Here is a 19,767-nt window from a genome sequence, read left to right as displayed (position 1 = left end):
AAATTAGGGATATAGAAGATGAGTGCAATTCAATACGAAAAGAATGCCGACAATATTGTCATTTTAACGCTTGATTCAACTGGTCAATCTGCGAACACCATGAATGCCGAGTTTCGTGACTCGCTCGATGAAGCGACTCAGAAACTTAAAGCAGAAACAGAACTTTCAGGGGTTATTTTCCGCTCGGCTAAAAAAACTTTCTTTGCAGGCGGCGATTTAGATGAACTGATTCAAGTTCAGCCTGAACATGCAACTGACTTTTTCAACATGGTTGAAAGGCTAAAAGGTCATTTACGTACAATTGAAACACTAGGGATTCCAGTGGTTGCAGCATTAAATGGCACTGCACTAGGCGGCGGTTGGGAAATCGCATTAAGTTGCCATCACCGTATTGCAATTAATGACCCAAAAAGCAAATTTGGCCTACCAGAAGTCACTTTAGGTTTGTTACCAGGCGGCGGTGGTATTGTACGTATGGTACGTTTGCTTGGGCTTCAAAATGCATTTCCTTTCTTAATGGAAGGCAAACAGTTCGGTGTTGATAAAGCAAAATCTTTAGGTTTAATTCATGACACTGCCGAAAATGATCAAGAGCTTTTAGATAAAGCAATAGCTTGGATAAAAGCCAATCCAAAATCTCAACAGCCTTTTGATGTAAAGGGCTACAAAATCCCGGGTGGTGATCCAAAAACTCCAGCAGTTGCACAAGTTCTTGCAATTGCGCCAGCCATGTTAAGAGACAAAACCAAAGGTTGTTACCCTGCCCCTGAAGCAATTATGGCTGCCGCAGTTGAAGGTGCTCAAGTTGATGTCGATACTGCACTGCGTATTGAGTCACGCTACTTTACTCAGCTTACCACAGGCCAAATTTCTAAAAATATGATCGGCACTTTCTGGCATGGTCTAAATGCAATTAAGTCTGGTGCGAGCCGCCCTGCTGACGTTGCAAAATGGCAAGCCACTAAAGTAGGTGTGTTGGGTGCAGGCATGATGGGTGCGGGCATTGCCTATTCAACAGCCATTAAAGGCATTCCAGTTGTACTTAAAGATGTATCTGTTGAAAATGCAGAGAAAGGCAAAGCGTATTCACAAAAGCTCTTAGATAAACGCGTTTCACAAGGCCGCATGATCGCAGAAAAACGTGATCAGGTTTTATCGCTCATTACGGCTACAGCTTCTGCCGAAGACTTACAAGGTTGTGATTTAATTATTGAAGCCGTATTTGAAAATCAAGAACTTAAAGCTAAAGTCACTCAAGAAGCCGAGCAATATCTAGCACCTAACGGTGTGATGGCATCAAACACCTCAACCCTGCCAATTACAGGTTTAGCGCAAGCAAGTAAGGATGATAAAGCTTTTATCGGTCTGCATTTCTTTAGCCCTGTCGACAAAATGCAGTTGGTTGAGATTATTAAAGGTAAAAACACCTCCGCAGAGACACTTGCCAAAGCTTACGACTTTGTACAACAAATTGGAAAAACACCGATTGTTGTTAATGATAGCCGTGGTTTCTTTACCAGTCGTGTGTTTGGTACGTTCATTCAAGAAGGTATGCGCTTGCTTGCCGAAGGTGTCCACCCAGCGCGTATTGAAATGGCAGCACTGAAAGCTGGTATGCCAGTTGGCCCCCTCGCTATTCAAGATGAAGTATCTTTAACATTAACCGAACATGTTGCCAGTGAAGCACGCAAAGCTCTTCAGGCCGAAGGAAAAGATTTACCTAAAACTTCTGTAGATGAAGTGGTTCACACCATGATTCATGAGTTAAACCGTAAAGGTAAAGCTGCTGGAGCTGGTTTTTATGAATACCCTGAAAATGGTAAAAAGCATCTATGGGAAGGCTTAAACCGCTGGAAAAAAGATCATGATATTTCTGAACAAGATATGATTGATCGCATTCTGTTTGTACAGGCCTTAGATACTTTACGTTGTTATGAAGAAGGCGTATTGGAGTCTGTAATTGATGCCAATGTCGGTTCTATCTTTGGGATTGGTTATGCACCTTGGACTGGAGGAGCAATTCAATTCCTAAATCAATATGGTACTGATAAAGCCCAAAAACGCGCCGAAGAATTGGCTGCCAAATATGGTGAACGTTTTACACCACCAGCTTTACTAAAAACCAAAGCTGAGCAGAAACAAGATATTCAGTAACTTAGTCCTGTTGAATATTTAAAAAACTGCATAAACCTTACCCATATAAATATATTTTATTTATATGGGTTTTTCTTTATAACCTTTAAGATTCCTGCCCCCTACCTAAATATGCTATAAATAGACTTCATTTTTGTGCTTCTACAGCACATTCGAGAAATTCTTATGTCCGATAAAAATTCTTCCGAGTCAGCAATTTTAGGCTGGAAATTTGTTCTGATCGTTGGTGTTTTAAGTGCAATTTTCCTTGGCTTTTTCTATTTAGCAATGAGTAATGAACCTGACTATATGCCAGGTGCACAGCGCAAAGCACAACAAGAGCAAATGCAGCAAAAGGCTGAGCACTCTACAGAGCAACACGCTCAACATAGTGACAACATGCCTGAAATGGATATGCAAGAACATAAGCAATCAACTCAGTAATCAGATATTTTTCAAATGACAGATTTTTCCCGCAACGCACTGGTTGTAGAAGGTGGAGGCATGCGTGGTGCCTTTACCAGTGGTGTACTTGACGCGTTTTTACAACAACAGTTCAACCCATTCGATTTATATGTTGGTGTATCGTCTGGTTCAACTAATGTCGCCAACTACCTAGCAGGCCAGCAAGGCCGCACTTTAACATTTTATATTGATCATTCACTGCGTCCTGAATTTATCGATTACAAGCGCTTTTTTAAGGGCGGCGATTTACTTGATTTAAAATGGATGTGGGAAATTGGTGAGCAAGAGCATCCTCTTGATCAACAGAGTCTTTTTGCCAAAAATCCTGATTTTTATATGGTGTTGACGCATGCCAAAACCGGTCATGCAGAATATCTTCGTGCGGGTAAAGACAATTTACTCAATGCGCTTCGTGCTTCTAGCTCAATTCCAGTTTTAACGCGTCATCCCGTCGATATTATGGGTGAACCTTATTTTGATGGTGGTGTTGCAGATGCCCTACCCGTTCGCTGGACGGCTCAGCAAAGTGGCGTCAAAAAACTGTTAGTTTTACGTACTCGTCCGAAAAACTATTTCAAAGCAAGTAGTCGAGCTGATCAATTCCTCGCAAAATATGCGTTTAAACATCATTATGGTTTCGCTAGTAGCTTGCGTAGCCGCTGTGCTCGTTATAACGCTTCGGTCGATTTTGTTCGTGGTGAAAATCCAGACCAGCAAATTTTAGAAGTGTGTCCACCGCCTCTTAAAAATATGGCTGGTCGTTTAACTACCAATCCAAAAAAGCTTTGCTACAGTTATGAAGTCGGTTTAGAAACTGGCTTACAGGCCATCGAAAGTTGGAATGCAATGAAATAAATTAAAATTGAGATTTCTAAAAAGAAGTCTCAATTTAACTTCAAAACCATATCAATATGTGGAATGCCACAGTCCTCGTAAACTTCACCTTGTACTTTAAAGCCTAAAGCTTCGTAAAAAGCGGTCACATAGGTTTGCGCTGAAAGCTTTAAGTAAGGCAGTTTATGACGACGTGCATAGTCAATAATATGCTGCATTAAAATTTTACCAATACCCTGCTTTCGATAAGGCATTAAAACAGCAACACGCCCTACGCTATGCTGCGGCAACAAACGTGCTGTAGCGATAGGCTGCTCTTTGTCATAGACAATAAAATGTAGAACTGTGGCATCCAAGTCGTCCCATTCATCTTCAGGTGCAATTCCCTGTTCTCGGATAAAGACTTGTTCACGGATGTATTTGGCATCTTTCTCAAGCTGTTCCCAACCACCCTCTACAATTTTATACATCCATTCACCTTCCTAGCACTTACAGCCGATATTTTCGATCGGCAACTGATCTTGCAATAACAATTCCAACGTTTGTTTTTTAATTCCGTACATTTCTTTCAATGCTTGGATTTGAGCCATAATCTCGGTGTCAGGCTGTGAAACGTTTTTGCGTTTTGTCGCCAAAATCATTTTATTTTTGCTGGTATGTTCAAGCGATACAAACTCAAAAACTTTGGTTTCATAACCATACGCTTTTAAAAGTAACGCACGTAAAGTGTCAGTCAGCATCTCAGCTTGTTGTCCAGCATGAATACCAAACTGTAGCATTGGTTGTAAAACTTCTGGGCTATGTAATTGAGGGCGTAACTCTTTGTGGCAACATGGCGCACACATAATCATCGAAGCGTTTAAACGGATTCCAGTATGAATAGCAAAATCTGTCGCAATATCACATGCGTGTAAGGCAATCATTACATCCAGCTTTTCCGGTTGATAACTACGAACGTCACCTTCAAAAAAGTCTAAGTGGTTAAAATGCACTTTGTCTGCAACGTTCTGGCAAAATTCCACCAAATTACGGCGCAGCTCTACACCAGTAATCAATGGTGTTTTCTGCTGTTGTTGCAGATAATCATACAATGCAAAAGTTAAATAACCTTTCCCCGAGCCAAAATCGACAATGCGTAACTCTTGTTGAGACGCATCAATTTGTTCATAGGCACTCGCAAAAATTTCGATAAATTTATTAATCTGTTTCCATTTACGAGCCATGCTTGGAATGACCTGAGCTTTTTCATCAGTAATACCCAGCTCTTTTAAAAATGCATTGCCTTGCTGTACATAGCGCTGCTTTTCACGGTCATGTGCCTGAACCGTTTGTGTCGTATTTACGGCCTGCTTTTTACCCATATTTAATATGGCTTTTTTCTTATTTTTTTTTAGTTGAATTTCTTGAGTGGTTGAAAATAAGTTTGCTTGCTTACACTGTGTGATTAATTGCTCAATCTGTTGCAAACCTTCTTGAAATGAATAGTTTTTAGTCACATCTTGGGTCGTATGATGGTATAGAGCTGAAAGCTGTTTTTGTCCATGTAGCTCTACAACACGGAAAGTGATTTTTTCCAGCTGCGCCAACTCTCCCTTATATTGGCTCAAGATCAAACGCTCAAAAGCTTGTTGGTCAAGCATTTGCTTGATTTCATAAAAGAATTGCTGTTCTTGCTCAAAGGAGAAAACCGACACGGATATACCTAAAAAATGAAGACTCATATAAAATAGAAGTTTAAAGGGTCTAGGATTAAAAATAAAATAACTTTACGACTGTTTTGTATTTCTATACATTTGTATTTTTAATCAAAAAAATTAAAGTTATGAGTAAATCTGTGTTGGAAACTTACGATCCAAAAGAAGAACTATTTAATGCCTATAGTCATGGTGCTGGTGTTGTTATGGCAGTTGTAGCTTCTATCTTTTTAATTATAGAGGGATCTTATCTTTCAACTGCTCAGTGGGTGGGCTTATGGGTATACTCATTTAGTCTCATTCTAGTTTTTACCAGTTCTACACTTTATCATTTTGCTCAAACACAAAATCTACGCTACTGGTATAAAAAACTCGACCACACTGCTATTTATTATTTAATTGCGGGAACATATACCCCGTTCTTAAGCATTGCTATACCTACGCAAAAAGCTCATATTTTACTTATTGCTCTCTGGAGCATTGCTGCAATTGGTACACTTTTCAAGTTAGTTTTTATTCATCGTTTTCAGAAAATTTCGCTACTTGCTTATGTTCTTATGGGTTGGCTTGCTGTATTTGTTATGGATGATATGCGCACCTATCTAAGTAAAGACGCGTTGATTTTGTTAATTATTGGCGGATTAGCTTATACGGTTGGAGCATTGTTTTACGCGTTAAAAAAGGTAAGATATACCCATGCGATCTGGCATATTTTTGTGCTTTTAGGTGCAGGGGCACATTTTCTTGCAATCTATTGGTACGTAGTTTAGTCCATTTTTCACTCATATTCAGTGATCCTGAAAGAGTCATGGATGATGTTCTTTCACGCTATTCTTTGAGAAAAATACGTCTTTAAAAAGAGTAGTCATTAAAAATAAATTTTAACGGATATAAGGTTTTATATGGAGTCAACCTCTGCGACTGCTGCTCCTGTAGTAGCCACTAATTCAAAAACACGAGTTTTGTTTGCAAGCTTAGTCGGTACAACCATTGAGTTCTTCGACTTTTATATCTATGCAACAGCTGCCGTGATTATCTTTCCTCACCTATTTTTCCCTGCTAGTAGTGGCAGTGCCGCAGTCTTACAATCTCTGGCAACCTTTGCAATTGCCTTTATTGCCCGTCCTATCGGTGCCGCATTATTTGGCCATCTAGGAGACCGTATTGGTCGTAAAGCAACTTTAGTTGCAGCTTTACTGACCATGGGTATTTCAACCGTATGTATTGGTTTACTTCCAACCTATGCCCAAATCGGGATTGTCGCACCATTACTATTAGCTGTTTGTCGTTTAGGACAAGGCTTAGGTTTAGGCGGTGAATGGAGCGGCGCAGTATTATTAGCGACTGAAAATGCCCCAGAAGGAAAAAGAGCATGGTACGGCATGTTTCCGCAGCTAGGTGCTCCAATCGGCTTTATTTTAGCAACAGGTTCTTTCTTATTATTAAGTGCAGTTATTCCTGAGCAAGCATTCATGCAATGGGGCTGGCGTATTCCATTTATTGCCAGTGCTGTATTGGTTATTGTTGGCTTATATATCCGTTTAAAACTTCATGAAACTCCAGCTTTCCAAAAGGTTTTAGATAAGCAAAAAGAAGTCAATATTCCATTTAAAGAAGTCTTAACCAAACATACAGGTAAGCTTATTCTTGGTACAGTTGCAGCCATTTGTACCTTTGTTGTGTTCTATCTTACTACCGTATTTGCTTTAAACTGGGGAACCACAAAGCTTGGATATGCGCGTGGTGAATTCTTAGAACTTCAACTCTTTGCCACACTTTGCTTCGCCGCATTCATTCCTTTATCGGCTATTTTTGCAGAAAAATTTGGTCGAAAAACAACTTCTATTGGTGTCTGTATCGCTGCTGCGATTTTCGGCTTGTTCTTCTCTAGTATGTTAGAGTCTGGAAATACTTTAATCGTTTTCCTTTTCTTATGTACTGGCTTGGCAATTATGGGCTTAACCTACGGTCCGATTGGTACAGTTCTTTCTGAACTTTTCCCAACTTCAGTTCGTTATACAGGTTCAGCATTAACCTTTAACTTGGCTGGTATTTTTGGTGCATCTTTTGCGCCACTTATTGCAACTAAGCTTGCTGAAACTTATGGTTTATATGCAGTTGGTTATTATCTTACTGCAGCATCACTTTTATCACTCATCGCTTTCTTACTCATTCGTGAAACAAAAAATGATGATGTAAATAATCAGATTTAAAGTTTTAAAGACACCCCTATAAAAAAGCCAGTTCAAATTGAACTGGCTTTTTTATAGGTATATGAATTAATTCATTGATGCAGGATTTGCTGGAGCAACACTATTTGTTGCAGCTGGCGCTGTTACATTGCTTGCTGCAACTGCTGCTGGTCCTGCTACAGCTGCTTCACCGATTAAAGCAACTTTTGCTTTTTCTTGGCTTTTTGCAGAGAGAGCTGGGTTACTTGCCACAATACGATTAATGTTTGCTGAGTTTGCCGGAGCAATCGCTGTAGTTTGTAAAATAATTGGGCGATTACCTGTGTTACCCAACGTATAGCGAATACCTGTACGCGGGCTAATCACTGTAGTATTTTCTTGCTTCACTACAGCTTGAGCCGAAGTTGGGCCTTTTGCTGCAAGTACTTTGTCAACCGTTGTCGTTTGAGGGGCTGAAGCTGCTTCTGCTGCAAAAACAAAACTTGGTACAGCAAGAACAGTTAAAAATAAAGGTTGTAATACTTTTTTCATTGTCTTTCCAACATACACTCTGGATGAGAAGTAAATAGCATTTAATGCTTAAAACTGCAAACATTATTCACAGGCTTACTACAAACATAAAAAAAGCAGAACAATTGTTCTGCTTTTTTTGTGAAGGCAGATTAGATCTTACCGTGACATTGCTTATATTTTAATCCTGAACCACATGGGCATGGGGCATTACGGCTTTCTGGAACAGGGAAAGCTTGCTGATCGACAGACTCGTTCATGGTTTCTTGAGAAAGTGTAACTTCACCAGTTAAACCATCTACATCATCATGTTCAAAAGAAAGCTTCATTGATTCAGCTTGCTGCTGTTGTTGAGCTTCCATTTCTGCAAGTTCTTCTGGTGTTGGGATATGTACACGAGACAAATCAGTCACAACATCAGTTTTAATAATACCCAACATGTTTACGAACAGGTTGAAAGCTTCTTTCTTATATTCCTGCTCAGGGTTCTTTTGCGCATAGCCACGTAAGTGAATACCTTGACGCAAATAATCCATTGCAGCCAAGTGATCTTTCCAATGGCGATCAAGAGAGTTTAAAACGAAATGGCGCTCAAGCATTGCTGCTGATTCATCACCCATTTGAGCACGGCGCTGACGATAACGCTCAATCACTTCATCACTAATACGCTCAACCAAACCTTCTTCATCTAAACGACGATCTTGGTCTAACCATTCTTGGATTGGTAGCTCAATACCTAAATCAATATGTAAAGCATTTTCTAAACCTTCCACATCCCACTGGTCATGAATTGACTCTGGTGGAATAAAGTTGGCAATCATGCCTTGCATCACTTCACGATGCATTTCTTCAACGTAGTCTTTTAAGGTGTTTTCAGCTAATACTTCATCACGTTGTGAATAAATAATCTTACGCTGTTCATTATTCACGTCATCGTATTTTAATAAGTTCTTACGAATATCGAAGTTACGCGCTTCAACTTTACGCTGAGCATTCTCAATCGAACGGCTCACCATTTTATGTTCAATCGCTTCGTCTTCTTTCAAACCCATCGCACGCATCATGCCAACAACACGGTCGCCAGCGAAAATACGCATCAGATCATCTTCAAGAGACAAATAGAAACGAGAAACACCAGGGTCACCTTGACGACCGGCACGACCACGTAACTGGTTGTCAATACGACGTGATTCATGGCGTTCAGAACCAATGATGTGCAAACCACCCGCTTGCAAGACATCTTCGTGGTCTTGTTCCCATTGTGCTTTCAGACGTGCTTCATCTTCTGCAGTTGGGTTCTCTAGTTTGGCAAGCTTAGCTTTCCAGTTACCACCCAAGATAATATCCGTACCACGACCAGCCATGTTAGTTGCAATCGTTACTGCATTCGGGCTACCCGCTTGAGCAATAATGTCAGCTTCACGCTCATGCTGCTTTGCATTCAACACTTCATGATGAATACCAGCTTGCATTAACTTAGAAGATAAAATTTCGCTGGCTTCAATGGTTGCTGTACCAATCAAAATTGGAGCAACACCCTGCTGACGAATATTCATAATTTCTTGAATAATCGCATTATATTTGCCGTTACGGTTTAAATAAATTAAATCGTTTTGGTCGTTACGAATCATTGGACGGTGAGTTGGAATAATCACAACATCAAGACCGTAAATTTCTTTCATTTCCGCAGCTTCAGTATCAGCAGTACCTGTCATACCTGAAAGCTTTTTATAGAGACGGAAGTAGTTCTGGAATGTTGTTGTCGCTAAAGTTTGGTTTTCAGGCTGAATTTCTAAGCCTTCTTTTGCTTCAACAGCTTGATGCAAACCTTCTGACCAACGACGACCTGGCATCGTACGGCCCGTATGTTCATCGACAATAACCACTTCACCATCATGAATAATATAGTGAACATCACGTTGGAATAGGAAATGCGCACGAATAGCAGCAGATACATGGTGAACAAGGTTTAGGTTTGTTGCTGAATATAAGCTTTCGCCTTCAGCCAACAAGCCCATCTGAATAAGTTCTTGTTCAACAGTTTCATAACCAACTTCAGTCATTTCAACTGAACGCTGCTTTTCATCAATCCAGAAATGACCACCATCTGCTACTTTTTCTTCTTTTTGCGGATGTAATTTAGGTGGAATTGTATTGATTGCACTGTAGAGGTGTGAAGAGTCTTCACTTTGACCAGAAATAATTAATGGTGTACGAGCCTCATCAATTAAGATGGAGTCAACTTCATCGATAATGGCATAGTGCAAACCACGTTGTTTCTTTTCTGCTAAAGAAAACACCATGTTGTCACGTAAATAGTCAAAACCGAATTCGTTATTGGTACCGTAAGTGATATCAGCAAGATAAGCTTCCGCTTTTTCTGACGGACCTTGCATTGAATAAATTGTACCAATTGATAGACCCAAAAACTCAAATAATGGGCGGTTCAACTCGGCATCACGCTGTGCCAAATAATCGTTCACAGTAATGACATGTACACCTTGGCCACTCAAAGCGTTTAAATAACACGCCAGAGTACCCATAAGGGTTTTACCTTCACCAGTACGCATCTCGGCAATCTTACCTTCATGTAAGGTAATACCACCGATTAACTGAACGTCATAATGACGCATACCCATCACACGCTTAGCAGCTTCACGACAAACTGCAAACGCTTCTGGAAGTAATTTATCTAAACTTTCGCCATTATTATAACGTTGTTTGAATTCTGGAGTTTTTGCAGATAAGTCTGCATCGCTTAAAGCTGATATCGTCGGCTCGAGCGCATTGATTTGCTCAACAATTTTGCGCATGCGTTTGAGTTCACGCTCATTTTTTGTACCGAAGATACCTCCGATCAGACTTGCCAACATGGATAAACTCTCTAAATCTTGCTTGGTCAAATGAATAAACTTTTTCTCAGTCGTTTATTATGGTGCCAGAAATTTGAAGTACAAGGGGTTTGCACAAAACCCCTAAAAAAAATCTGATAGTTAGACGAATGGTTTTTCACTCATCTAATCTCCCCTTAATGTGCCGAGCACCAAAAACACACCATTAACGCTCATCGATTAAGCATAACTTCCGAGAAATCTAATTTAGCAAATTTACCTTAAAGTTACATTGATTAAGCACTTAAAATAATGAGTTTTAGTCATATATATTTACACTTATATAAAAAATTCATAATAAAATACAAAAACAATAATTTTAATCATAAAGTAAATGCTGCATATTCATTCAATCGAATAACAAATTATGCGCAATTGAGGAAAGATCATGACACTACGATTAGGAGATACTGCTCCCGATTTTCAACAAGAATCGAGTGAAGGCACAATTAATTTTTATGATTTTTTAGGGGATAGTTGGGGAATCTTATTTTCACATCCAGCCGACTATACTCCCGTATGTACAACTGAATTAGGTTATACAGCAAAATTAAAAGATGAATTTACGAAACGTAATGTTAAAGCGATTGCTTTATCTGTAGACGATGTAGAGTCGCACAAGGGCTGGATCAACGATATTAATGAAACACAAAACACAACTGTAAACTTTCCTATCATTGCAGATAAAGATCGTAAAGTATCTGAGCTCTATGGCTTCATTCATCCTAATGCCAGTGAAACTCTAACAGTGCGCTCATTAGTGATTATTGATCCTAACAAAAAAGTTCGCTTAATCATTACCTACCCTGCTTCGACAGGCCGAAATTTTAATGAAGTCTTACGTGTTGTGGATTCATTACAATTAACAGACAAGCATAAAGTCGCTACACCTGCGAACTGGCAGCAAGGTGAAGATGTCGTTATTGTACCGTCACTTAAAGATGAAGAAGAAATTAAACAACGTTTTCCTAAAGGTTATACGGCTGTTAAACCTTATTTACGCCTCACGCCACAGCCTGAGCAAGATTAAAGCCTTTAAAAGGCTTTAATCAAAGCGCAAGACAAGCAAAGCGCGTAGGCAAGCATCTCAAAGATTCCCTGCAAGACAAACGCAGTGCGTAGGCAAGCACCTGAAAAATTCCTTACAAGACAAGCGAAGCGTGTAGGCACACTTAGATTAAATATCACACCCTAAAAAGTCACCTACAGCGGTGGCTTTTTTATTTATGTATTGAATACTCATGGTTTTTATTGCTCAGATCAGTTATAACTCGAATCGATTCGGTAAAAAAATAAAAATCATGATCTATAAAATTCATCATTTAAAATGTGGCAGCATGTGCCCAGTTTGTGCCCCCTTATTTGGACAAAAAGGCTTCCGAGCTGAGGTAATCTGTCATTGTCTTTTAGTTGAAACTGATCGAGGCTTAGTGCTTATCGATACGGGCTTTGGCTTGCAAGATTACTTACATATGAAACAGCGCCTAGGCTCATTAGTTAAACGCTTAGGCAATATTGAGCATAATCTTGAATTTAGTGCGATCCAACAAATCCAAAAGCTCGGGTTTAGTCCCAAAGATATACAGCATATTTTTGTCACTCATCTTGATTTTGACCATGCTGGTGGTATCTCAGATTTTCCTCATGCCACAGTTCATGTTTTAGCAGCAGAATACAACGCTGCCCAACTTCCAAATTTTAAAGGCAAACTTCGCTATAGAACTAATCAATATAAAGATCACCGGTATTGGAACTTCGTTGAATATCAAAAAGGTGAAGCATGGTTCAACCTCGAAAAAGTCACAGGTTTTCCGCTGTTTCAAGATGAAATTTTAATGATACCGCTCTTAGGACATACAGCTGGACATTGCGGTATTGCCATAAAGCAACAAAATCAATGGTTATTATTTTGTGGAGATGCCTACTACTCACACCTAGAGTTAAACCCTAAAAATAAATTAAGATCACTTGATCTGCTGGAAAAAACATTTGCAGAAGACAATCAAAAGCGTCTTTTTAATCTCAAGCGTTTACAGCATTTAGCTCAACATGAACCCACGATTGAAATAATTTGTGCTCACGACCCTGATGAGCTTAAACGGTATCAAACATGAAGAAATTATCGCTCCTTACACTTGTCATCTGTATAAGTTTACAAGGATGTATGCAGCACGAAAGTATCGCCCATGAGCATCGACCACAAGATTGGGGAAGCTTAGTTTCTCAGACTCATAACTTTTATCAAATTAGTAATGATGTTTATCGCAGTGAACAACCTGATACTGCAATGATTTCTGAATTAAAGAATCATCAAATTGGAACGATCATTAATTTAAGAGCCAAAGACGCAGATAGTTTAGTTTTTAAAAATGAAAATTTTAATCTTGTACATATTCCTATCAACACGTGGGCAATTGACCGACAAGACCTCCTAGAAGTCATGCAACAAATCAAAATTGCTAAGCAGAATGATCAACGCGTTTTATTGCACTGCTACCATGGTTCTGATCGTACAGGGGCCAGCGTTGCCATGTATCGCATTATTTTTGAAAATTGGGCAATTAATGATGCGGTTAAGGAAATGAAACAAGGGGGTTACGGTTATCATATTATTTGGAAGAACATTGACCGATTATTTACACCTGAAAATGTAAGATGGATTCAACAGCAACTGTCGAATCCATCTTAGTGACATCTTGAGTGGAATTTTTAATTTGGTTAACGTTGGTCTAACGGTACCCAGTCAATTACCCAAGCTGATTTCATATTTAAGCTTGAATCAGAAGTAATTTTCTTACGAGCTGCATCCGCTGTATCACGGTCTTTTGCAGGACCAACCATAATACGAATTCCCTTACTGGTTGGGCTTGTAGTGACCTTATAGCCTTTAGCTCGTAATTTAGAAACCACTGCATCTGCATTTGCTTGGTTAGCAGCCAAAGCGACTTGAACCATCCACTTTTTATCGCCATTTTCAAGCAGTTCACGTGCTTTTTCAGCTTCAGCTTTTTTCTCAGCTTCAGCTTTTCGTTTAGCATCAGAGGCTTTTTTATCAGCTTCTGCTTGTCGTTTGGCTTCAGCAGCTTTCTTGTCTGCTTCTGCTTGGCGTTTTGCTTCTGCAGCCTTTTTATCTGCTTCTGCCTGTCGTTTAGCTTCAGCTGCTTTCTTTTCTGCTTCTGCTTGGCGTTTTGCTTCAGTTGCTTTTTTGTCTGCTTCTGCTTGACGCTTAGCATCAGCCGCTTTCTTGTCTGCTTCTGCTTGGTGTTTTGCTTCAGCAGCTTTTTTGTCTGACTCTATTTTTGAAGTATCAGTTGTTTTATTCACCGTATTGGTTTGCTGGTTTTTAGCTTTCGCTTCACCCACTAACTCCGGTGGAATATTATCTGAACTTTCTTGAGCCGCTGTACGGCGCGCATTAATCGCAGCGTACTCTGCTGCAGCTTTACGAGCAGCATCAGCTTCAGCTTGCTGCTGCATTGCTAAGAACTCAGCTGCACGTGCTTCTTGTTCAGCAACGGCCTTTTCACGCGCACGACGCTGCTCTTCTAGCAAACGTTTTTCAGTTTCAACATCAACCGCAAGCGGTTGTAGTTGTACCATTTGCCCTTCAGTTGTCTGTTTTGGTTTAGTTTGAGTTTTTGGCGATGTGGATGCGGATGGTTGAGCTTCAACCTGTTTTATTTCCTCATTTCCTTTTAGAAGTAATGCTGCCAATAAAACACCACCTCCTAGTAAAACAACGCCACCCATCCAGCGTTGTTTGTTATTCATTGACATTCTTCCAAATACTCCCAAATCGCTTCTAAAGTATGAAACGAACCACAGGCCAAAATCAGCTGATTGTTATTTGTTTGCTCAAGCGCTGATTTAAAAGCCTCTTTGATATTGCCATATTGTTGTACTGTCTGGCCTTGCAAGGCATCATTGAGTTGCTGAATCGGTGCAGCACGCGGCACATTCAATTCAGCAATTTTCCAATGTAAAACAGTAGGTTTCAATAAATCGACTACTGATTTTATATCTTTATCTGCCAGCATTGAAAATACTGCGACAACTTCTGTGTACTGTTTATTGTATTCTAAGAAATTTCGCAATTGCTTTAACAAAAATTCAACACCATGTGGATTGTGCCCAGCATCAAAAATGACCGTCTTCCCATCCACTTGACGCTGTTCAAAACGTCCAGCTAAGCGAGCAGATTGGATACCTTTTTCTAATGCTGACTGAGAAATCTCAAGTCCGCTATTTAAAATGGCCGCAACTGCTCCTGCAATATTTTCAATCGCTAATGTACCTAAAGGAAGTTTTAAAGTGGTTCCTTCCGAAGCAAAGTACCAGTTTTGTCCATCTTCTGCGAGCTTATAAAAATAATCACGATTAACGGTATATAAGTCTGCTTGTGAACTTTGTGCTTTATCCTGAATTGCTTGCGGTAATTGTTGCTCACCCGCGAAGATAACTGGAATATGTGAACGAATAATACCTGCTTTTTCAAAAGCAATTTTTTCAATGGTATCGCCTAGCCAATCTGTGTGATCTAGGCCAATATTAGTAATCACTGCAATGTCGGGATCAATCACATTGACGACATCTAAACGCCCGCCCAAACCGACTTCGAGCACCCATACATCACATTGTTGTTGTTTAAAAATAACAAAAGCAGCCAAAGTGGTTGCTTCAAAAAAAGATAAGCTTAAATCACAATCGCGACGAGCCTGATCGACTTGAACAAAAGCATCAATCAGACTTTGATCATCGACTTCTACCCCACCTAGTTTAACTCGCTCATTAAAGCGATAGATATGCGGTGACTGATATAACCCAACTTTATAACCCTGTGCGTTTAATATCGCAGCCAGTGTGGTTGTGGTTGAGCCTTTACCATTCGTTCCGGCTATTGTAAAAACTTTAGCATTAGGCTGAGTTACACCCAGCTTTTCTGCAACAGGAATTACACGTTCCAGACCAAGATCTATCCCTGTAACGTGAACATGGCTCCAATAATTGAGCCATGTATCTAAAGAGTCTATTGAAAGTGGAGCTTGTTGGTTCAAGGTAAGTTCATCAATTTCGATACAAGTCGAGATACAGTATCACGTAAAGCATGACGATGAACAATCTGATCGATTACACCATGATCAAGCAAATATTCAGCACGTTGGAACGGTTCTTCAAGAGTTTCACGTACAGTCTGCTCAATTACACGTTTACCAGCAAAGCCAATCATCGCTTTAGGTTCAGCAATATGAATATCGCCCAACATTGCTAAAGAAGCAGTTACACCACCATACACAGGATGTGTTAACACAACGATATATGGTAAGCCAGCATCTTTTAATTTTTGAATCGCAGCAGAAGTACGCGCCATTTGCATAAGCGATAACATACCTTCTTGCATACGCGCGCCGCCAGAAGCTGCGAAACAGATTAATGGCTGACGTTTTTCAATTGCAAGCTCGGCAGCCTGTACAAAACGGTCACCTACAACTGTACCCATTGAGCCGCCCATAAAGTCGAACTCAAAAGCACATGCAATCATATCTACGCCATTTAAGTTACCTTGCATGGCAATTAACGCTTCCGTTTCACCAGTTTTGCTTTGCGCTTCACGCATACGATCTGGATACGGTTTAGAGTCAACAAACTTTAATGGATCTTTAGCAGTAAATTCTTGACCCAATTCAGTTACAACATTATCGAAGAACCAGTTCAAGCGGTCACGAGCTTTCATTCGTAAGTGTTCGTCGCATTGCGGACAAACATATGCATTGAAAGAAATTGCTGTACGTGTCACTAGTGCATGACATTCAGGACATTCAATCGTTGGCTCAGTAAATGTTGCTTTGAGAATTTGTTGCTCATCTGCGACTTCAATACCTGGAACCGGACGTTTTGTCCATGGTGTCGAAGGGCTAAGAACTTTCCCTGGTTTCACTTCTTGATTCATACTAACTCATCGAGCGCTGCTCGAAGCTCCTTGACTTTACTCACCGTCTGTTCAACAGCGTCATCCGCTGCCAACGTTGCAAAATTTTTAACGAAAGCACTACCCACAATCACGGCATCAGCAACATTACCCATTGCTTTTGCTGAAGCGGCATCACTAATACCAAAACCAACACCCACTGGAATATTAGTGGCATTTTTGATTTTTTGAATACGTGCAGCAGCTTCTGCCGTATCAAGTGTGGCTGCTCCAGTTACACCCTTAAGTGAAACGTAGTAAATAAAACCACTTGCCTGATTTGTCACATGTTGAATGCGTTGATCTGTAGAAGTTGGTGCAAGTAAGAAAATTTGGTCCATATCATGTTGTTTCAACACAGCACCAAATTCTTTTGACTCTTCTGGTGGTAAATCCACAAGTAATAAGCCATCTACACCACATTGTTTCGCATGAGAAACAAACTTCTCGTAACCAATCACTTCAACCGGATTGAGATAACCCATTAAAACAACAGGTGTTTCCTGATCCTGCTCACGGAACTCTTTTACCATGTTGAGTGCATCCAACGTGTTAGTCCCTGCCGCAAGCGCACGTTCAGCTGCAAGCGCAATTACCGGACCATCAGCCATTGGATCTGAAAATGGTAAACCAAGCTCAATGACATCTACTCCTGCTGCAACCATTTTATGCAGTAACGGAACCGTTACTTGTGGCTGTGGATCACCCGCCATAACATAAGATACAAGCGCTTTACGTTGTTGGGACTTAAGCTTTTCAAAACGGGTGGCAAGACGTGACATAGGGTTGTGCTTTCCTTGAATTATTTAAAATTGAGGAGTTGTTTGTAGAAATACAAGAACATCGCATTTTAACGCTATTTTTTGTCCATTGAACAGGTCTAACGTTATGGCGATATTCGATTGTATGATTCATACAACCCATGGTGTACATTTATCAATATTTTGAAACTTTTCTCAATGATCAAAGCTTCCTATTTTCGAGCCATTATTAGATCGCCATCAGATCAAAAAACAATCACGCAAAACTTATTTCTCAATATTTTTATTGGCGAGTTGTAATTCCCTTTTCCGCATGAGTAAAGTTTGTCCTGTCAAATTTTTATGAGCCCGTGCAAGTGCCGACTGATCCGAATATCCCAACTGTTCAGCAATTGTGGTGAGGCTCTCATTTTGGTGAAGTAATATTTCACAGCGTTTCATGCGTTCAGTATCTAAAATTAATTTAAATGAAGTATTTAATGACTGTAATTGACGCTGCAAGCTTCGTACTGAAATATTCAACTCAATAGCAATATCCTCTATTTTCGGGGCTTGTTGCTTGTGTTTGAAATATTCATGAACAATCCAATGTATTTGCTGAGCCAAATCTGTATGTATTTTCCGCTGAGCTAATGCCTCTTCTGCTTGTTTCACTAAAAGTTGCATTAAGCTGGGGTCTGCATGTCGAGGACGAACATTCAATCCTTCACTTGCAAAAGTTAATGCATAGTAAGGTTGCTCAAATGATAATTTACATTGAAAGAAACGCTGATAGTGAACTAAGGGACCACGTGAGCGGTGCACAAACTCAACATGCTGCAAGAGAAAATCATGGAAAGGAGCAATTTGTTTAGCAAGCTGAACCATAGCAGCTAAAGTCAGCTCACAAAGTATGATATTACTGGCATCAACCAAAGGCCAATACAAACGAATGTTAGAAGCATCTTGTTCAACTTGCATAGGCACGACTTGCTCACCGTCAATCACGAGACGATGGAATTTCATGACATATTCAAGAACCTCTGCAAAGCTCCCACTTCGAGAAGCCATATATCCCAGTACACCAAAATTGGCAGGTGTAATACAAGTTGCCATTTCTAGGGCTAAATTAGAAACTTGTAGACGAGACTCTGTCAGCTCTAAAAGTTCAAGAAAAAAGTTTAAAGAAGATTGAGCATCAATAGATGAAGCTAAGATATTTTGAACTTGACGGGCCTGAACATCTGTAAGGTTTAATGCCTGCCAATCGACTCCTTTTTCTTTTAGATAAGTATTCCACAGATAAAAGTAGCCATTTGAAATCGTAAAATCCTGCATGGCTCATCCTTTTTTTAATGCCATCTTGTCGCAAACTGTATAAAAATTGGCAATAACTGTCAAAACAAAGCCGACTATTAGCGACATACTAATGAACATGTTAGATGCGAGAAATAAAAATATGAACGCACATGTTTCTTATCAGGTCGAGCCAGTAGTTCGTAAAGATCTAGATTTTCATTTAAACGAAGCGCCTCGCTTTTGGTTTAATAACGATCCTTTTTTGACTCGTATGTTTGATGCATTGAGCTTAACCTTTCCAGATGGAGAGCGTTATTTTATTGAATGTGTCCGTATGTTCCGAGACAAAATTGATGATCCCGAACTACAAAAACGGGTTGCAGACTTTATTAAACAAGAAGCTCAACACGGTATTGCTCATGACAAAATGAATCAGCTCATGAAAGAGCAAGGCATGCCTGTTGACCAGTTCACAACCACACTTAAAAGAATTTTTCGTTTTGAACTCACCAAACGTTCACCGCAATACAATATTGCGATGACAGCGGCAGCTGAACATTTAACTGCATTAATGGCAGAAACTTTTTATAGCAATAAAAAAACTTTGGAAAATGCTCACCCCTATGTTCGAGCGCTATTCGCGTGGCATGCCATTGAAGAGATGGAGCACCGTGATGTTGCTTTTGACGTCATGAAACAGGTGGGTGAAGTTCCTGAGTCGACTCGTCGTTTTGTATTGGTTCTTACAACAGTACTGATGTTTGGCTTTACACTCTATCGCACCAACATCATGTTGAAATGTGATGGCTTTAGTTCTAGAGAAAGACTCCTGATGAACCTTAAAGGTTTACCTTGGTTCTTTGGCAAAAATGGCACATTAACCGCTATGAAAAACCAATATTTAGATTGGTTTAAAAAAGACTTTCATCCAAGTCAGCATCCAGTCATTCGTCAATATCCTGTTTGGATTGAAACACTCGAAAAGACCAATGATCCTATTGCAGCTGGTGAAGCATTCTGGCAAGCAGGTTTATAACCTGCTTG

Annotated in this window: 18 protein-coding genes; 9 read left to right on the top strand and 9 right to left on the bottom strand. The window is 39.9% G+C overall.

What is annotated here, in order from left to right:
- The first annotated feature begins 18 nt into the window (after positions 1–18).
- The 3 genes from ACTJJH_RS08605 (at position 19) to ACTJJH_RS08595 (ending at position 3,453) form a co-directional block, all read left to right on the top strand.
- Complete coding sequence (locus ACTJJH_RS08605) at positions 19–2,154, top strand: 3-hydroxyacyl-CoA dehydrogenase NAD-binding domain-containing protein (protein ID WP_440601006.1); 2,136 nt, start codon at positions 19–21, stop codon at positions 2,152–2,154.
- A gap of 165 nt (positions 2,155–2,319) precedes the next feature.
- On the top strand, positions 2,320–2,577 hold the full coding sequence (locus ACTJJH_RS08600; protein ID WP_001280981.1) for a hypothetical protein: 258 nt from the start codon (positions 2,320–2,322) through the stop codon (positions 2,575–2,577).
- A gap of 15 nt (positions 2,578–2,592) precedes the next feature.
- Complete coding sequence (locus tag ACTJJH_RS08595; protein ID WP_440601005.1) at positions 2,593–3,453, top strand: patatin-like phospholipase family protein; 861 nt, start codon at positions 2,593–2,595, stop codon at positions 3,451–3,453.
- 29 nt (positions 3,454–3,482) lie between these two features.
- Here the strand turns inward: ACTJJH_RS08595 and ACTJJH_RS08590 are convergent, their stop codons facing one another.
- Together ACTJJH_RS08590 and ACTJJH_RS08585 are read right to left on the bottom strand one after the other, a co-directional pair.
- Entirely contained in the window at positions 3,483–3,902 is a 420-nt protein-coding gene (locus tag ACTJJH_RS08590) for a GNAT family N-acetyltransferase (protein ID WP_440601004.1), read from the bottom strand.
- A gap of 12 nt (positions 3,903–3,914) precedes the next feature.
- The gene (locus ACTJJH_RS08585; RefSeq protein WP_440601003.1) at positions 3,915–5,126 is read right to left on the bottom strand and encodes a class I SAM-dependent methyltransferase; all 1,212 of its coding nucleotides are present in this window, start codon (positions 5,124–5,126) and stop codon (positions 3,915–3,917) included.
- A 128-nt stretch (positions 5,127–5,254) separates the two neighbouring features.
- On the opposite strand from ACTJJH_RS08585, the gene trhA reads away from it, so the two are divergent.
- Together trhA and ACTJJH_RS08575 are read left to right on the top strand one after the other, a co-directional pair.
- Positions 5,255–5,896, top strand: coding sequence for a PAQR family membrane homeostasis protein TrhA (gene trhA, locus ACTJJH_RS08580; protein WP_440601002.1), 642 nt, complete (start codon positions 5,255–5,257; stop codon positions 5,894–5,896).
- A 132-nt stretch (positions 5,897–6,028) separates the two neighbouring features.
- Positions 6,029–7,339 (top strand): MFS transporter, encoded by a 1,311-nt coding sequence (locus ACTJJH_RS08575; RefSeq protein ID WP_016143091.1) that lies wholly within the window; start codon positions 6,029–6,031, stop codon positions 7,337–7,339.
- 66 nt (positions 7,340–7,405) lie between these two features.
- On the opposite strand, the gene ACTJJH_RS08570 is transcribed toward ACTJJH_RS08575, so the two are convergent.
- A complete protein-coding gene (locus ACTJJH_RS08570; RefSeq protein ID WP_002116535.1) occupies positions 7,406–7,849 on the bottom strand; it encodes a hypothetical protein in 444 nt (147 codons plus the stop codon).
- Positions 7,850–7,980: 131 nt separating this feature from the next.
- Entirely contained in the window at positions 7,981–10,701 is a 2,721-nt protein-coding gene (gene secA / locus ACTJJH_RS08565; protein ID WP_440601001.1) for a preprotein translocase subunit SecA, read from the bottom strand.
- A gap of 406 nt (positions 10,702–11,107) precedes the next feature.
- Between secA and ACTJJH_RS08560 the strand changes: the two genes are divergently transcribed.
- The 3 genes from ACTJJH_RS08560 (at position 11,108) to ACTJJH_RS08550 (ending at position 13,408) form a co-directional block, all read left to right on the top strand.
- On the top strand, positions 11,108–11,749 hold the full coding sequence (locus tag ACTJJH_RS08560) for a peroxiredoxin (protein ID WP_002116558.1): 642 nt from the start codon (positions 11,108–11,110) through the stop codon (positions 11,747–11,749).
- 271 nt (positions 11,750–12,020) lie between these two features.
- Entirely contained in the window at positions 12,021–12,833 is an 813-nt protein-coding gene (locus tag ACTJJH_RS08555) for an MBL fold metallo-hydrolase (RefSeq protein WP_440601048.1), read from the top strand.
- Positions 12,830–13,408, top strand: a complete 579-nt coding sequence (locus tag ACTJJH_RS08550) for a dual specificity protein phosphatase family protein (RefSeq protein WP_063099579.1) — start codon at positions 12,830–12,832, stop codon at positions 13,406–13,408. Before ACTJJH_RS08555 ends, ACTJJH_RS08550 begins: the two co-directional genes overlap by 4 nt.
- Before the next feature lie 29 nt (positions 13,409–13,437).
- Here ACTJJH_RS08550 and ACTJJH_RS08545 read toward each other — a convergent pair whose 3' ends face one another.
- From ACTJJH_RS08545 to ACTJJH_RS08525, 5 genes are all read right to left on the bottom strand, one after another.
- Complete coding sequence (locus tag ACTJJH_RS08545) at positions 13,438–14,496, bottom strand: SPOR domain-containing protein (RefSeq protein ID WP_440601000.1); 1,059 nt, start codon at positions 14,494–14,496, stop codon at positions 13,438–13,440.
- A complete protein-coding gene (folC, locus tag ACTJJH_RS08540) occupies positions 14,487–15,773 on the bottom strand; it encodes a bifunctional tetrahydrofolate synthase/dihydrofolate synthase (RefSeq protein WP_440600999.1) in 1,287 nt (428 codons plus the stop codon). The genes ACTJJH_RS08545 and folC overlap by 10 nt, the downstream gene beginning before the upstream one ends.
- Positions 15,770–16,666: an acetyl-CoA carboxylase, carboxyltransferase subunit beta gene (gene accD, locus ACTJJH_RS08535; protein ID WP_086265215.1), complete on the bottom strand. Its 897-nt coding sequence runs from the start codon at positions 16,664–16,666 to the stop codon at positions 15,770–15,772. Before accD ends, folC begins: the two co-directional genes overlap by 4 nt.
- Positions 16,663–17,466, bottom strand: a complete 804-nt coding sequence (gene trpA, locus ACTJJH_RS08530) for a tryptophan synthase subunit alpha (RefSeq protein ID WP_002116163.1) — start codon at positions 17,464–17,466, stop codon at positions 16,663–16,665. The genes accD and trpA overlap by 4 nt, the downstream gene beginning before the upstream one ends.
- 246 nt (positions 17,467–17,712) lie before the next feature.
- Positions 17,713–18,762, bottom strand: a complete 1,050-nt coding sequence (locus ACTJJH_RS08525) for an AraC family transcriptional regulator (protein WP_057085678.1) — start codon at positions 18,760–18,762, stop codon at positions 17,713–17,715.
- 121 nt (positions 18,763–18,883) lie between these two features.
- On the opposite strand from ACTJJH_RS08525, the gene ACTJJH_RS08520 reads away from it, so the two are divergent.
- Positions 18,884–19,759: a metal-dependent hydrolase gene (locus tag ACTJJH_RS08520; RefSeq protein ID WP_440600998.1), complete on the top strand. Its 876-nt coding sequence runs from the start codon at positions 18,884–18,886 to the stop codon at positions 19,757–19,759.
- The last annotated feature ends 8 nt before the right edge of the window (positions 19,760–19,767 follow it).

Origin of the sequence: Acinetobacter sp. 22301, from assembly GCF_052045285.1 — a bacterium.
Lineage (GTDB): Bacteria > Pseudomonadota > Gammaproteobacteria > Pseudomonadales > Moraxellaceae > Acinetobacter > Acinetobacter pittii.
The sequence above is the reverse complement of the archived record's forward strand: the minus strand, read 5'-3'. Positions and strand labels throughout refer to the sequence as shown.